We start from the raw sequence: 14,016 nt of genomic DNA, 5'->3' as shown, positions 1-14,016 counted from the left end.
ATCAATACCCGTCGTTACGCAGCTTGATATCACGCTGCAAGGTGAGTTTAAGTGCACTATTTGCCTTTAACTGACCCGATATGGCCAAGCGCACCGTTCTCGCGCCAGCCGACGCACTGCTTCCAAGCAGCGAAAAAGTGAGGTCAGTCACCTCAATGGTGTCATCGGTACTGAGTAAATTCCCCGTGCTGCAACTGGTACCGAGCTGCACCCCTTTGTCGGTACTGTCGTAGCTGTAAATAAAGATCTCATTGGCACCGAGGGTTCCATTGTTATCATCATCGTATTTCAGCCGGATACAGCGATAAATCTTGGAACCAGTGATCGTCTCATTCATCAGGTCGCTGCCAGTATCAAAATAGAAGGGGGATCTGGAGCCTGATGCAGCATTGAGAAACACAGTAGCTCCCTGATCGTAACCAGTTCGCTGTACATCACGGGCAATCATGTCCGTGATACTTTGCAACTCCTGATTTAGACGACTTACCTGCATCGATGTTTGATTGGCCTTGAGAATAGTGGCGAACAAGGATGTTACGGCTGCAACCAAAAACAGACCTGCGACCATGGCCACCATTAACTCGACGATGTTAAAGCCTCGTGCCAGACCTAATCGCATGGAGAGCTCCCCGTGACTGGCTCGGTTCTCACTCGCCCATTTGTGGCAATAATAACCCTGTGCTCAGAGGTCCCGTTCTTCAGACAAATAGAACCATTGCCCAAACCGCCACTGCCGTGAAGATCTTTGAATGAGCCTCTACGGTTATTGATTTCAAGAGCATTTTCAGAACCGGATAATTCATAGTTTGTCGTCAGAGTAATGCCGTTAAACTCGCTGGCATCAACGCCCTTGCGACCTTCAATAGCAGAACATGAATCCGAGCAGCTATTACATGCCGAATCAAGAGCGATGCGATAGCACCAATTGGCCTGCCCCGCATTGAATATCTTGAAGATTATCGGTTTATTACGTTTGATAGCCTCAGACTTGAGCAGCATTATATCCGTGTAAACGGCTTGGGTAGCCGCCTTGACCATCTGCTCCTGGCGCAATGACTGATAACTGGGGATGGCTACGGTTAGCAGCAGGGCGACCAGAGCCATGGCGATCATCAATTCAATCATGGTAAAACCTGCTGAGCGCCCCTCTGCGAATTCCATTGGCTAAAGACTCCTTTCTTTTCGCACATGCCAGTAGAGTATGATGTCAGTACTATCCTATAGTATCTATCTGTTTAACGAACCCTGCCGCGCCCATGAGAATCAAACAATCCGGAATCACCCTGCTGGAATTGATGGTGGTCGTTGCCATCGTTGCCATCATTGCCGCTGTCGCCTACCCGAGCTTTACTGACGGTCTGCGTAAATCTCGTCGAGCCGATGCCATCAAGGGCTTGCTGACCATGCAGCTCAAACAAGAAGAATTTCGCATCTCCAATGCCAGTTACAGCAGTGCGATAGCCAGTGTGGGCAACCCAACCAGCGATTACTACACCTTTAGCATTTCTGGCGCCAGCGCCACCGCCTACACACTGGTGGCCACCAGCAAGGGGGCCCAGGTCGGCGACAAGGCCGGCAATACGGCCTGTGATACCCTGACTATCAACAAGGCCGACATCAAGACGCCTGCCGAGTGCTGGAACTGAACGCTACCAGCATTCGGTGGCTGTCATGGTGGCTCGTGATACCCCCTGCAGTCCGCTCTGATCGAGAGTCAACAATCCACAGGGATCGCCATTCATCACACCTGTCGGAATGGCGGTCAGGGTATAACGGGCCCCACTGGCATTGAGCGCTACATTGTAATACGCAGCCCCCCCATCCCTCGGCAGGGTCGCCAAGCCGGCAGAGGCTAGGTTACCGGCGTCGTAATTGCCATTGGCAGTAAACTCCCGCTCCAGATATTGCGCCGCTTCCAGCAACACTGCCCTGGCTTCGGCCCGCTTGGCAGCCGCCATGTAGTTATTGTAACTGGGATACGCGATCGCGGCCAGAATGGCGACCACTGCGACCACTATCATCAACTCAATCAGGGTAAAACCACGTTCCATGCCAACCTCTACTCCAGTTGCAACCAGGACTGGCGGCCACCCAGATCGCCTGCCCCCTCTTCCAGCGTGACCGAGATATTTCCGCTGGAGCCGCTGATATATTTGCGCTCCATCTCGGCATCTTCCACTACGCTTGGCGTCGTGGTGAGCTCATCAAATTGCTTGCCGCTGACCGGCACCTTGATGTCATTGCCGGCTTCATCCTCGATCGCGACGTAATCATCATCGTTGACAGCCCCGTCGCCGTTAACGTCAAACACCGAGTAGGTGAGTCTGGCCCCCGAGATGGGATCCAGCTCCATCAGCCAGGAGCGGCCACCAAAGTCACAGGCATCCGCCGACGGGATCAAGGTATTGAAGATCAGTCGCTTATGTCGATAGAGCATCTCTGAGACGGCCCGCTCACCGACCCCCTTGCTCAAGCTTGGCGATTTCAATAGCAGATACCAACCCTTTTGGCTGGTGTAATTGATATTCCGGTTGGAGACAACCCTCACGTTGAACTTAATAGTGGTGCCGTTGGCCACAAACTCATGGGTGATGCTCTGCTGCAACAGCTGGCTACTGAGCACGGTAGCCCCCGTATCCCAGATACCGTACACCGCTTCCAGCCTCGGCGTGGCGGGAACCAGTTTGTCATCATTGGTAAAATAACTGCCAGTCCCCATCATCACCATAACCCCCCCTTTAGGGTGCCGAATAGCCAAAGGACGCATGGTGATCGGCTGACGCGTACCGGCACTGCAGCTGCCATTACAGGCCTGGAACAGCGGCTTGGGCTTGTTGCCCGTTTTCAAAGCACTTCCCCACTGGGCACTGTTTTTGTCAGTCAGATCGAATTTCCACAAATTGCCGTGCAGGTCACCGGCATAGACATAGTCGACAACCCTGTCCCCGTCTTGATCTACCGGCAAGGGGGAAGATAGACCGTTGGGCTCGCTGGAAGACCCTACCTCGGTATCGATCTCTTTGATGATGGCGCCAGTCGCCAGATCCAGCACAAACAGCCTCGCAGTCTGACTGGTGCTGTTGTAACCATTCGCAACAAGAGCAACCCATTTGTTGTCGGCTTTGACCCGCACCAGAGTGGGTGCCGCCAGTGCAACCCCCATTTCGCTATCGGTGAACTCCCACAGCATCTTGTCGGCGGTGAAGTTATCCGGGGCCGTCACATCTATGGCAAATACCGCCTTGCCACCGGCACCGGTGGATCCCAGCAAGATGCTCTTCCAGCGACTGCCCAGATAGGCATCGCCCACCTTGGGCGTCCCATCCACATAGTAGCGATGGCTGTAATTCGGTCTGGTCAACTGATTCAGCTCGCCCAGCAGGCTGGACGGGATATAGGCCAGTCGCTCGACACCGTCGGCGACTCGAAATCCGTGCAGCATACCGTCATTGGCACCGACATAGAGCATGGGTGGGCGGCGGGTAATCGCCGTCGAGCTTAGAAAAGCCTGGTAACCCTCCCGCTCGGTCTGGGTCAGACCGGCTGCACTGCTGTAACCGTAATCACGCTTGCCCACGTAGACGGGATCAGAATTGATGATGTCGCCGAGCAGATCACTACGATTACGAAACGCACCACCATTGCGCTGCTCACCACTGCGATCACCGCGCAGATAGGCGACACGGCTTTCTCCCTGGTTGTCACCAGCGACATTGAATAGAGCCCGGTTGGTCACATTCAGCGTATCCCAACGAAAGGGGATGCCGACACCATCTTGCCGGGTGAAGATATTGCGTGCCGAAGGCTCGGGGATCAAGGTAGCGGCATCCCAAGCGATCTCCCCAAGGGTGCCATCGCTGTTCAGCGGGATCGAGACCAGTTGCCCCGACCAGTCGCCGCTGTTGTAGCGGGCCTGGTAGATGTGGGTATTGCTGTCCAGCCGGGTTGCGTTGGCGGTCACTGAACTGGCTGAGCTGTTACGGGCGGCAATCTGTGCCAGCGTACTGCTCAGGGCTGCGGCGAAGGTATCGGGATCTGCCGCGCTGAAGAAATTCCCTTTGCTGTTGACGGCCGCATGCCACAGATCATCGATTTTCTTTGCATCGGAGCCGTAGGGGCTGGGCCAACTCACAGGCTTCCCGCTGGCAGGGTTCAAGGTGCCGTTGACCCCCAATCCGACCGTGAAGTTGACCAGATGCTGCCAATTAGCGGGATCCTCCGTGCTGGTCGGAACCTTGTTTGCGAGATCGGGACGCAGATCCGTTTTCCAGTAATGGTAAGCCACATCAGCCAAGGTATCAGCGGTTCCATCATTGTCTTGGTCACCGACCGCAGGGTCAGGATTATAAGCTCGCCCCTCACTCCAGTAACCATCGGTCATCAGAATGTTATAACTCTGGCGACAGGTAAGATGAGGAAGCGTGCTACCGGCACTGGCGGCCCAGGGGCCATCGCCACCCGTCTTGGAAAAGTAGTTTCCCACATGCTGGAGGCTGGTCCGCAGTGGAGTACCGGCAGCTGGAATATCGCGGCTATAGAGATCGTTGAAAAAGTCACTGCGATTAGTACCCGAAAAAGCGGCCACATCGCGGATCACACTACCGCTGGCATTGATGGTGGCAAAACCGACTCGCAGCGCTTGCCCCTGGCTGGCAAAGGCACGCCCAATGCCAGCTCGTGCCGCCAAGATCCGCGAGCGATAATAGGTGTACCAGTTAGCAAAATTTTGAATTTCTTCCTCATAGCTACAGACCGGTTTACTGACACAATCGCTGCGAGTTGGGCGATTAAGGTAAGTCTTACCAGGCCGAATTTCCACCCGAGTGTAGTTACTGCTATTTTTAACATTACCGCTTCCCTTATAGTCAAAGTAAACGGCTGGCCAATATATCTCCTCTGTCACATAATCTCGTTCTTTCGGACCGAAATAATAACGCAGTTTTTCCTCGTTGTTTTCCCGAGTAAGATCTCTGCAACCCATATAGGGCTTGGATGGATTATGCCAAGCGCATTTCGGTTTAGCTTTTTCCATCAAGGAACCATCAGCGTTTACCCAACGCAGATACGTGACCTGAGGATTATAATATAATTTATTATTATAGTTAGAACGGATATAAGCATTACGATCATTATTACTATCAAAGGTTACCGTGTAGTTATTATAATCCTCATTGCCATATATTTTATTAGCCCTTGGATAAACATAACGCGCTTCATTCTCTATGAGTGATTCTGGCATGATTTCGAAATGCATCGAACCCGAATCATCCAGGGTAAACATGATATTGGGATCGGCCCGGGTGCCGAGATAGAGGGGAACCTGGGCAATATCGAGCGCCGCCTGTGCCGAAGCACAGCAGAGCATCACCGAAAGGCCAAAACCAAGTTTGCCCATACACCGCCTCCTAGCGACTATAGGTCGATTGCAACAGCACCCGGCTCTCGTCAGAGAGACCAAATCCCCTTGCAGTAATACGATATAGACGACGCTCACTGATGGGCTCATCGACTGCCAGATCCTCGCTCCCCCCCTGGGTATAGGGCAACCGTTCGATAAAGTATTCGGGAGCGCGCCCCGCCAGACCACTGTTGGTATAGGTACGCCAAGCGGTCGAAGGGGAGGCAGGATCCACCGCGGTGTCGATAAATTCATACAGGCCCGCGCTGTTGTCATAGGGGCCCGAGTTGCCAGCCTCGATATAGCGCTCGGCAGCGCGCAGGCCCGCTTCTGCCGCCTGCAATGCCTGCAGCGCCTCTTTCTGGTTACCCGCCATCTTCTCTTGCAACTGCGCCCCACGCATACTGGCCATACCCAGCAGGCTCACCATGACCAGAAAAATCAGGCTGATCACCAGCGCCATCCCCTGCTGTCGATCCATCATGACTGGGCTCCTCAAGGTAGCCGGTTGCGCAGCGCAACTGTGGTTTCGGCGACCCAGTACCAGTTGCGATCGGTCGCCCGGAAGGTGGCTCCGGCAAAGCTAAGGGCCTGCGGAGACGACACCACATTGCCTTGGTTACTGCGCATAAGAAGCTGTACTCCAATCCCCAGTACATTGTTCCAGTTTGGATTGCTGGCGGCGCTCACATAGCGATCTGCCGCCCGATCCCGGTTCTGATCCTCGCCGAATGTAAGTTGCATATTGGCCACCCCTTCGATAAGGGGCATACCTGCAGCCACCCCGTTCTTGCGATAAAGCGCGTAGGGGCTGCTGGCAGAGGGGCGGGCGATATAGTAGAGACGGGTTTCCACCCTGTTCACGACCGAGCCAAGACCGAATCGCTCCTCGGGTGGGCTGCTGGCCCCCCCCCAGGAACTGCTGGCATTGCCTGGCGTATATTTGTTGTCATTGGAGTGGACGATATTGACCTCACGCCCCCCTGCCACGCCCTGTACTTTGGTGACCTGAAATATTCTGGCCTTCTGACAGTCGGAGACCATGACAATATCTCCCTCGCACAGATCGCTATAACCCTGTGCGCCGGAACCACAATAGTCGGCCTTGCTGGATAGCTGCTGCACAAAGAGCTGGGCGGCACTGTTATGATTATCACGACTGAGCGGAACCCCAACCCCAACCGGCCCCTGAACCAACAGGATATCGCTACCCGGCATGGGTCTGGGCTCGGAACCGCTGAACAGAGCAGACAGCTCGGCTGGCAAAGTGGACGTCACATTGTCGTAACCACGCAAAAAGGTGGTGAAGTTGTAGGGCAGTGCCGTACTGTTATTGAGGGTATTGGTGATATTGACCCCCTGTTTGCTGAGACACCCCTGATAGCCCACCATACGCAGCTCTTTTTGCAGCAGATTGGTGGCAAATCCGCTATCTTCCCGCACCCGGGCAATGGCCTCGCCAGTGAGATAGGTTTTGTGATTGCCGAGAAACACCTGAATCATGACCCCCACCGTTATCAGCGAGAGCACCAAGGCGATCATCACCTCGACCAAGCCGATCCCGTGCTGGTGTAGCGGCAAACCGCTCCTGCTCATAGGTCCGTCCTCAGGATCATGCTGCGCGACGCAGGATCAGTCGACAGCCGACTGCTATCCCACTGAATAGTGATGGTGGCCCTTCCGGCACTGACCGATACGGCGCCATCGCCACCTGGTAGCTCGGCTACGACCCGCTTCCAGTGTTGCAGATCCTGAACCGCCATAGAGCTACCCGAGACAGTTTCGCCCAAGTCGATATTGTATTGCCCGTTCAGAGCCGCGCTGCGATTAGCCCGCATCATGTCGTTGATCATGTATGCATACTGGGTCGCCTCGGTACGCGTCAGCGCCGACTGGTTACTCTTGAGAGCCTGCAGTTGCAGAGTCGCCATGCCCAGAATACCGATGGAGAGCACCAGTACCGAGATCATGATTTCAAGCAGTGACAAACCCCGTTCTCGCATCATGGGCAGCTAGCCTCGGTAATGGAAGGGCGACCAGCCACTGTGATGTTGATATCACGGGAGGGCTCATTCCGACACTCATCAGGACGCAGGGAAAATACCCGTGCCAACGGAGTGCGGCCATCAAGAAAACCCTCGCTATTAAAACGCAGCAGGGAGGTATTGCTGCTCAATACCCCGCCCCCCATGTCGGGAAAGCCTCGCAACAACTCACCATTATCCAGTATGCCGTTACCGTTGCCATCGACCCAGATCTGCCAGCCAGCCTCCCAGTGATGCTGGGTCAGGTTATCGGCAGAGGCGGAGAGGGTCACTACCGTGTTGCGGCGAATGGCTTCTGAGCGGGCAAGGTTGATGGCCGCAACAAAGTTGTTAGCCTGAGTATTGAGAGAAATAGTGCGCAGCAAAGCGTTGAAGGAAGGAACCCCCAACGTGAGTAACAAAGAGACGAGCGCTATGGTGACCATAAGCTCGATAAGGCTAAAACCTGAACGCAAAAACATCCTGTTTCGCTCTGATTTGTTCCAGGAGGACAGACACACTCCATGTGTGCTAAGCCAGAGTAAGGGCTTGATGGCAGTCTATGCCGGGCACTTGGTGTTTCAATCCCGGCAATGCAAAAGTTCGAGCTGCATCATCAATTTTTGCTGCAATCTAGTTGCGAACATGCAAAGAGGACTCGTTAGAGCCAAAAAACAAAGCCACCTCAACGAGGTGGCTCTGGCAATAAACCGACATCCAGCGAGATGAGAGGGATCAGAGGATCCGCAGCTCTGGCGGCACTTCAAACACCACGTTCTCTTCACGGCCAGGATGCTCGGCGACCACCTTGCCTCCCAGCTCCCGCAAGCGGGCAATCACGGACTGCACCAGCACCTCGGGGGCGGATGCGCCGGCAGTGACGCCTATCGCCTTCACCCCTTCCAGCCAGCTCGCCTCAATCATCGACGCATCGTCGATAAGATAGGCTCTGGCGCCCACCTTCTCGGCCAGCTCGCGCAGACGGTTGGAATTGGAGGAGTTGCGAGACCCCACCACCAGCATGGCGTCCACCAGCCCTGCCATCTCCCGCACCGCATCCTGACGGTTCTGGGTGGCGTAGCAGATATCGTCCTTGCGCGGCCCCTGGATCTTGGGGAAGTGCTTGCGCAACGCATCGATGACGTCAGAGGTCTCATCCACGCTCAGGGTGGTCTGGGTGACAAAGCAGAGGTCATCCGGGTTCTTCACCTTGAGCTTGGCCACATCTTCAGGCGTCTCCACCAGATACATGCCGCCTTCGCGATTCTCGTACTGCCCCATGGTCCCGATCACCTCGGGGTGACCGGCGTGGCCGATGAGCACAGCCTCGGAGCCCTTGCGGCTGGCGCGATGAACCTCCATGTGCACCTTGGTCACCAGCGGACAGGTGGCATCGAATACCTTGAGGGCGCGGGATTTGGCCATCTCGCGCACTGTCTTGGCCACGCCGTGAGCAGAAAAGATGACGATGCTGTCGTCAGGCACCTCGTCCAGCTCCTCGACGAAGACAGCGCCCGCCTCTTTCAACTTGTTCACCACATACCGGTTATGCACCACTTCGTGGCGGACATAGATGGGGGCACCGAACTTCTCCAACGCGCTCTCGACAATACTGATGGCGCGATCGACACCGGCGCAAAAACCGCGAGGGTTAGCGAGCAGAATATCCATTAATGCACCTTCTCCTCATCATCAACGCCCAGGATCTCCACCTCGAAGGTGACGGTATGACCGGCCAGCGGGTGGTTGAAATCGACCGTCACCGACATCCCGGCTACCGCCCGGATAATGCCCGGCAGCTCGCTGCCATTGGGCTGATCGAACAGGATGATGGTGCCGACTTTTGGCTCCACATCGGCGCCAAATTTGGCACGGTCGAGATGGTAGATGTTGTCGGGATTGGAGAGACCAAAGGCCTCTTCCGGCGCCAGAGTAAAACTCTTGCTCTCCCCTTCACTCAGCCCCAACAGGCACTGCTCGAAGGTGGGGGTCAGGCTGCCATCGCCCATCCGCAGGCGGGCAGGTTTGCCGTGCAGCGCCGTGCTGTCGGCAACCGAGCCATCTTCCAGCTTGATGGAGAAGTGGAACAGCACGCTGCTGTTAGCGGTGATCTGCTGGCTCATGCCTGCTCCTTTTTCTCACCACGGAAACCGTCCAGCACGATCATGGCGGCCCCGATAAAGATAAAGCTGTCGGCCAGATTAAATGCCGGCCAATGCGCACGCTGCCAGTAGAAGTCGAGAAAATCGACCACATGGCCCAACACCAGTCGATCAAAGACGTTGCCGAGGGCGCCGCCGATGATGAGTGAATAGGCGATACCGCTCCAACGCTGGGTCACCGACTGCTTGCGCAGCCAGTGGATCAGCAATCCACAGATGGCAAAAGCCAGCACCGCGAAGAACCAGCGCTGCCAGCCCCCCTGATCAGCCAGAAAGCTGAATGCGGCGCCCTTGTTGTAGACGTGAACCAGATTGAAGAAGGGGGTGATCTCCACCCCCGGGTAACCAAATGGCAGCAACTTGACCACGGCGAGCTTGCTCGCCTGGTCCAGAACAAAGGCCAGCACTGCCAGCCACAGCCAACGCAGGCCGCTTTTATGTTGAGTCATGTTCATCAGGCAAATTGACGAGTTTCGCCGTCACCCTCAACGTTGGTGACGCAGCGACCACAGATCTCTTCGTGACCGGCTATGGTGCCCACATCTTCTACATGGTGCCAGCAGCGGTCGCACTTGGCGGCAGCAGACTGGGCCACGCTCAGCCACAGGTCATCACGCTCGGTCGCCACAGAGCCTTCCGGCGCAGTGTCAGCCTCAACCACATTGGCTTTGGAGGTGAGCAGCACGAAGCGCAGCTCATCAGCCAGGGCATTCAGGCGTGCAGCCAGTTCCGGCTTGGCGAACAGGGTCAGCTCGGCCTGCAGGGAGCCGCCGATACGCTTCTCGCCACGGGCCACTTCCAGCGCCTTGTTCACTTCACCACGCACGGTGAGGATCTCGGCCCAGAAATCGTCGTTGAGGGTTTCACCCGCTTCCAGCCCGAACAGGCCGTCGTACCACTCTTCGGTGAAGACGAACTCGCCGCGCTCACCCGGCAGCAGTGCCCAGATTTCATCGGCGGTGAAGCTCATGATCGGCGCCATCCAGCGCACCATGGCCTCGGCGATGTGATAGAGGGCTGTCTGGCAGGAGCGACGGGCCAGGCTGTCAGCCTTGGCGGTGTACTGACGATCCTTGATGACATCCAGATAGAAGGAGCCCATCTCGATGGAGCAGAACTGCATCAGCTTCTGGGTTACACCGTGGAAGTTGTACTCGTCGAATGCCGCCATGATCTCGGCCTGTACCGCTTTGGCACGACCCACAGCCCAGCGATCCACCACCACCATGTCGGCAGGTGCCACCATGTCGGTCGCCGGATTGAAGCCGTTCAGGTTGGCCAGCAGGAAGCGGGCTGTATTGCGAATACGGCGATAAGCATCGGCAGAGCGCTTGAGGATCTCATCGGAGACAGTCATCTCGCCGGTGTAGTCAGTGCTCGCTACCCACAGACGCAGGATGTCGGCACCCAGCTTGTTCATTACGTCTTGCGGGCTCACCACGTTGCCGATGGACTTGGACATCTTGCGACCCTGACCATCCACAGTGAAGCCGTGAGTCAGCACCTGGTTATAGGGAGCCTTGTCTTTCATGGCCACACCGATCATCAGGGAGGACATGAACCAGCCACGGTGCTGGTCAGAACCTTCCAGATACATGTCGGCCGGCTTGCCGTTGAACTCGGGACGGGCATCAACCACGGAAGCGTGGGTAGAACCGGAGTCAAACCAGACGTCGAGGGTGTCAGGCACCTTGTCGTACATGTCGGCATCGGCACCCAGCAGCTCCGCCTTGTCCAGATCCCACCATGCCTGAATGCCGGACTGCTCGACCAGCTTGGCGACTTCGTGCATCAGGCGCACGGATTCCGGGTGCAGTTCCTGGGTCTCTTTGTGGACGAACAGGGAGATGGGCACACCCCATGTGCGCTGACGGGAGATACACCAGTCAGGACGGTTCTCGACCATCGCCTGAATACGGTTTTTACCCCAAGCCGGTACCCAGCCGCTCTGGCCTTGCTGGGCAATACCGTCCTTCTCGATGCGCTCGATCTCTTCCAGCGCGCGCTTGCGCAGACCCTTCTGCTCCATGCTGATGAACCACTGCGGGGTAGCACGGAAGATGATCGGGGTCTTGTGACGCCAGCAGTGCGGATAGGAGTGGTTGAACACCTTGTGATGCAGCAGGGCGCCGCGTTCGGTCAGCACTTCGATCACGGAGGCATTGGCCTTGAACACATGCTGACCGGCAAACAGTTCGGTATCAGGCAGGTAAACGCCATTGCTGCCAACCGGGTTGGCCACTTCCAGACCGTATTTCTGGCCGACCACGAAGTCTTCCTGACCGTGGCCAGGGGCGGTGTGTACGGCGCCGGTACCGGCATCCAGAGTCACGTGATCGCCCAGTACCACAGGCACGTCGAAGCTGTAGAAAGGGTGGTTGAAGCGCAGCAGCTCGAGCGCGGCGCCCTTGGCGTAACCCAGATTGTGGAACTTCTCGATACCGGCGCGATCCATCACATCCTTGACCAGCTCGGCGGCCAGGATCAGACGCTCGGGATGCTCACCTTCAACCTGCACCAGTGCGTAGTCCAGATCGGCATGCATGGCGATGGCGCGGTTGGCTGGCAGGGTCCACGGAGTAGTGGTCCAGATCACCGCAGAGATCGGGCCCTTGCCAGTGTGGCCTTCGGCGCAGTCAAACTTGGCGGCAACGGTTGCCTCGTCAACGGCCTTGAAGCGCACATCGATGGAGGGGGAGTTCTTGTCGTAGTACTCCACCTCGGCTTCAGCCAGTGCGGAGCCACAATCGGTACACCAGTGCACCGGTTTGGAACCTTTGTGCAGGTGGCCGTTTTCAACGATCTTGGCCATGGAGCGGATGATGTTGGCTTCGGTGCCAAAATCCATGGTCAGGTAGGGATGTTCCCAGTCGCCCAGCACACCCAGACGGATGAAGTCGGTCTTCTGCGCTTCGATCTGGGTCTTGGCGTATTTGCGGCACTCGGCGCGGAATTCGGCAGCGGAAACCTTCTCGCCCGGCTTGCCGACCATGCCTTCCACTTTCAGTTCGATAGGCAGACCGTGGCAATCCCAACCCGGCACATAGGGGGAATCGAAACCGGAGAGGCCCTTGGACTTGATGATGATGTCTTTGAGGATCTTGTTGACCGAGTGACCGATGTGAATGTTGCCGTTCGCATAGGGGGGGCCATCATGCAGAATGAAAGAAGGCTTGCCCGCTTTGGCGCGGCGAATAGCGCCGTAGAGATCCTGATCATACCAACGCTTCAGCATGTTGGGTTCGCGCTTGGCCAGATCGCCACGCATCGGAAACTCGGTTTCCGGAAGATTCAGGGTGTGTTTATAGTCGCTCATCAGTCCTGGGTTCCCTTCTTTTCTAAAAGAGTGCTGGGTAAATTGAATTGTGGCAGCCCGAACCAGGCTCGGGCCGCCAGGGCATCTCGTTCGATCTGCTCTTTCAAGGCAGTGAAAGAGGCAAACTTCTGCTCTTCGCGCAGCTTGTGGCGAAGCAGCACCTTGACCTGCTGACCATATAGATCACCAGAAAAATCAAATAGATGTACTTCCAATCTGGCTTGTGTACCGCTCAAGGTCGGCCGTACACCCACATTGGCTACACCGGGGAAGGTCTTGCCGGAACATATCACTTCCACCGCAAACACGCCACCGACCGGGATCACCTGACGCTTGAGGGCCAGATTGGCGGTGGGAAAACCTATGGTGCGCCCCAGCTTGTCGCCGTGGGCCACCCGGCCGCTGATGGTGTAGGGGCGGCCAAGCATCAGCTCCACCTCCGCCATCCGGCCCGCCTTAAGTGCTTCACGCACCAGCGTGCTGCTGACCCGCTGCCGTTCGAGCTGGAAGCTCTGGGTACTGATCACCTCAAAGCCGAAGCGATGGCCCGCCTCCTCCAGCAGGTGGAAGTCCCCTTCCCGCCCCTTGCCGAAGCGAAAATCATCGCCGACCACCAGATAGCGCACCCCGAGCTTCTCCACCAGCAACTGCTCGATGAAGGTCGAGGCCGCCTGCTCGGCAAAGCGGTGGCTGAAGCGCACGCAGAGCATGCGATCGATATGCAGCCCCTGCAGCGCTTCATACTTCTCGCGCAAGCGGCTCAGGCGCGCCGGCGCCTCGCTACCGGCAAACAGCTCCAGCGGCTGCGGCTCAAACAGCATGACGCAGGCGGGCAATCCCAGCTGGGCCGCTTTCTCCTTGAGACGTGCCAATACCGCATGGTGACCCTGATGAACCCCATCAAAGTTGCCAATGGTTAATACACATCCCCAGTGACGGGGCTTGAGATTGTGAATGCCGCGAATAAGCTCCATCAGTGCCTTGTGCGTTGCTGCCATGGAAATCGGCGGATTATATATCAGGCAGCAGGCAGGGTCAGCCCTCATAGCCTGATTTCAACTATCCGGGCCCAATCACGCCCCCTGCGGCGCCATGAGGCACTATCCCCATGGCGCC

Annotated in this window: 14 protein-coding genes; 1 reads left to right on the top strand and 13 read right to left on the bottom strand. The window is 56.6% G+C overall.

Annotated elements, in window-relative coordinates; all coding sequences use genetic code 11:
- Position 1 precedes the first annotated feature (1 nt).
- On the bottom strand, positions 2–589 hold the full coding sequence (locus G5221_RS09805; RefSeq protein ID WP_216954532.1) for a PilW family protein: 588 nt from the start codon (positions 587–589) through the stop codon (positions 2–4).
- 20 nt (positions 590–609) lie between these two features.
- Positions 610–1,161 carry a pilus assembly FimT family protein gene (locus G5221_RS09800; RefSeq protein ID WP_421263172.1) on the bottom strand — a complete coding sequence of 184 codons (552 nt, stop codon included), beginning with the start codon at positions 1,159–1,161 and terminating at the stop codon, positions 610–612.
- Between the two features lie 95 nt (positions 1,162–1,256).
- Between G5221_RS09800 and G5221_RS09795 the strand changes: the two genes are divergently transcribed.
- Entirely contained in the window at positions 1,257–1,646 is a 390-nt protein-coding gene (locus tag G5221_RS09795; RefSeq protein WP_100654566.1) for a type IV pilin protein, read from the top strand.
- Positions 1,647–1,649: 3 nt separating this feature from the next.
- On the opposite strand, the gene tppA is transcribed toward G5221_RS09795, so the two are convergent.
- The 11 genes from tppA to ribF all read right to left on the bottom strand — a co-directional run bounded on the left by tppA (position 1,650) and on the right by ribF (position 13,874).
- Complete coding sequence (tppA, locus tag G5221_RS09790) at positions 1,650–2,051, bottom strand: type IVa pilus pseudopilin TppA (protein WP_421263171.1); 402 nt, start codon at positions 2,049–2,051, stop codon at positions 1,650–1,652.
- A gap of 8 nt (positions 2,052–2,059) precedes the next feature.
- A complete protein-coding gene (locus G5221_RS09785) occupies positions 2,060–5,395 on the bottom strand; it encodes a pilus assembly protein (protein WP_421263170.1) in 3,336 nt (1,111 codons plus the stop codon).
- Positions 5,396–5,405: 10 nt separating this feature from the next.
- The gene (locus G5221_RS09780) at positions 5,406–5,882 is read right to left on the bottom strand and encodes a pilus assembly PilX family protein (RefSeq protein ID WP_123173790.1); all 477 of its coding nucleotides are present in this window, start codon (positions 5,880–5,882) and stop codon (positions 5,406–5,408) included.
- Between the two features lie 11 nt (positions 5,883–5,893).
- The gene (locus tag G5221_RS09775) at positions 5,894–6,994 is read right to left on the bottom strand and encodes a PilW family protein (RefSeq protein WP_123173791.1); all 1,101 of its coding nucleotides are present in this window, start codon (positions 6,992–6,994) and stop codon (positions 5,894–5,896) included.
- Complete coding sequence (gene pilV / locus G5221_RS09770; RefSeq protein WP_100654571.1) at positions 6,991–7,404, bottom strand: type IV pilus modification protein PilV; 414 nt, start codon at positions 7,402–7,404, stop codon at positions 6,991–6,993. The genes G5221_RS09775 and pilV overlap by 4 nt, the downstream gene beginning before the upstream one ends.
- Positions 7,401–7,904, bottom strand: a complete 504-nt coding sequence (gene tppE, locus G5221_RS09765; RefSeq protein WP_100646794.1) for a type IVa pilus pseudopilin TppE — start codon at positions 7,902–7,904, stop codon at positions 7,401–7,403. The genes pilV and tppE overlap by 4 nt, the downstream gene beginning before the upstream one ends.
- 253 nt (positions 7,905–8,157) lie before the next feature.
- On the bottom strand, positions 8,158–9,093 hold the full coding sequence (gene ispH, locus G5221_RS09760) for a 4-hydroxy-3-methylbut-2-enyl diphosphate reductase (RefSeq protein WP_227341909.1): 936 nt from the start codon (positions 9,091–9,093) through the stop codon (positions 8,158–8,160).
- Positions 9,093–9,545 carry an FKBP-type peptidyl-prolyl cis-trans isomerase gene (fkpB, locus tag G5221_RS09755; RefSeq protein ID WP_005341354.1) on the bottom strand — a complete coding sequence of 151 codons (453 nt, stop codon included), beginning with the start codon at positions 9,543–9,545 and terminating at the stop codon, positions 9,093–9,095. The genes ispH and fkpB overlap by 1 nt, the downstream gene beginning before the upstream one ends.
- Positions 9,542–10,039, bottom strand: a complete 498-nt coding sequence (gene lspA, locus G5221_RS09750; RefSeq protein ID WP_005340447.1) for a signal peptidase II — start codon at positions 10,037–10,039, stop codon at positions 9,542–9,544. The genes fkpB and lspA overlap by 4 nt, the downstream gene beginning before the upstream one ends.
- Positions 10,039–12,900: an isoleucine--tRNA ligase gene (ileS, locus tag G5221_RS09745; protein ID WP_421263169.1), complete on the bottom strand. Its 2,862-nt coding sequence runs from the start codon at positions 12,898–12,900 to the stop codon at positions 10,039–10,041. Before ileS ends, lspA begins: the two co-directional genes overlap by 1 nt.
- Positions 12,900–13,874, bottom strand: coding sequence for a bifunctional riboflavin kinase/FAD synthetase (ribF, locus tag G5221_RS09740; RefSeq protein ID WP_266134785.1), 975 nt, complete (start codon positions 13,872–13,874; stop codon positions 12,900–12,902). Before ribF ends, ileS begins: the two co-directional genes overlap by 1 nt.
- Positions 13,875–14,016 lie beyond the last annotated feature (142 nt).

It is taken from the genome of Aeromonas sp. 602200, assembly GCF_049173895.1.
GTDB lineage: Bacteria > Pseudomonadota > Gammaproteobacteria > Enterobacterales > Aeromonadaceae > Aeromonas > Aeromonas veronii_A.
Note: the sequence above shows the minus strand (reverse complement) of the source record. Positions and strands in the feature narration are given on the sequence as shown.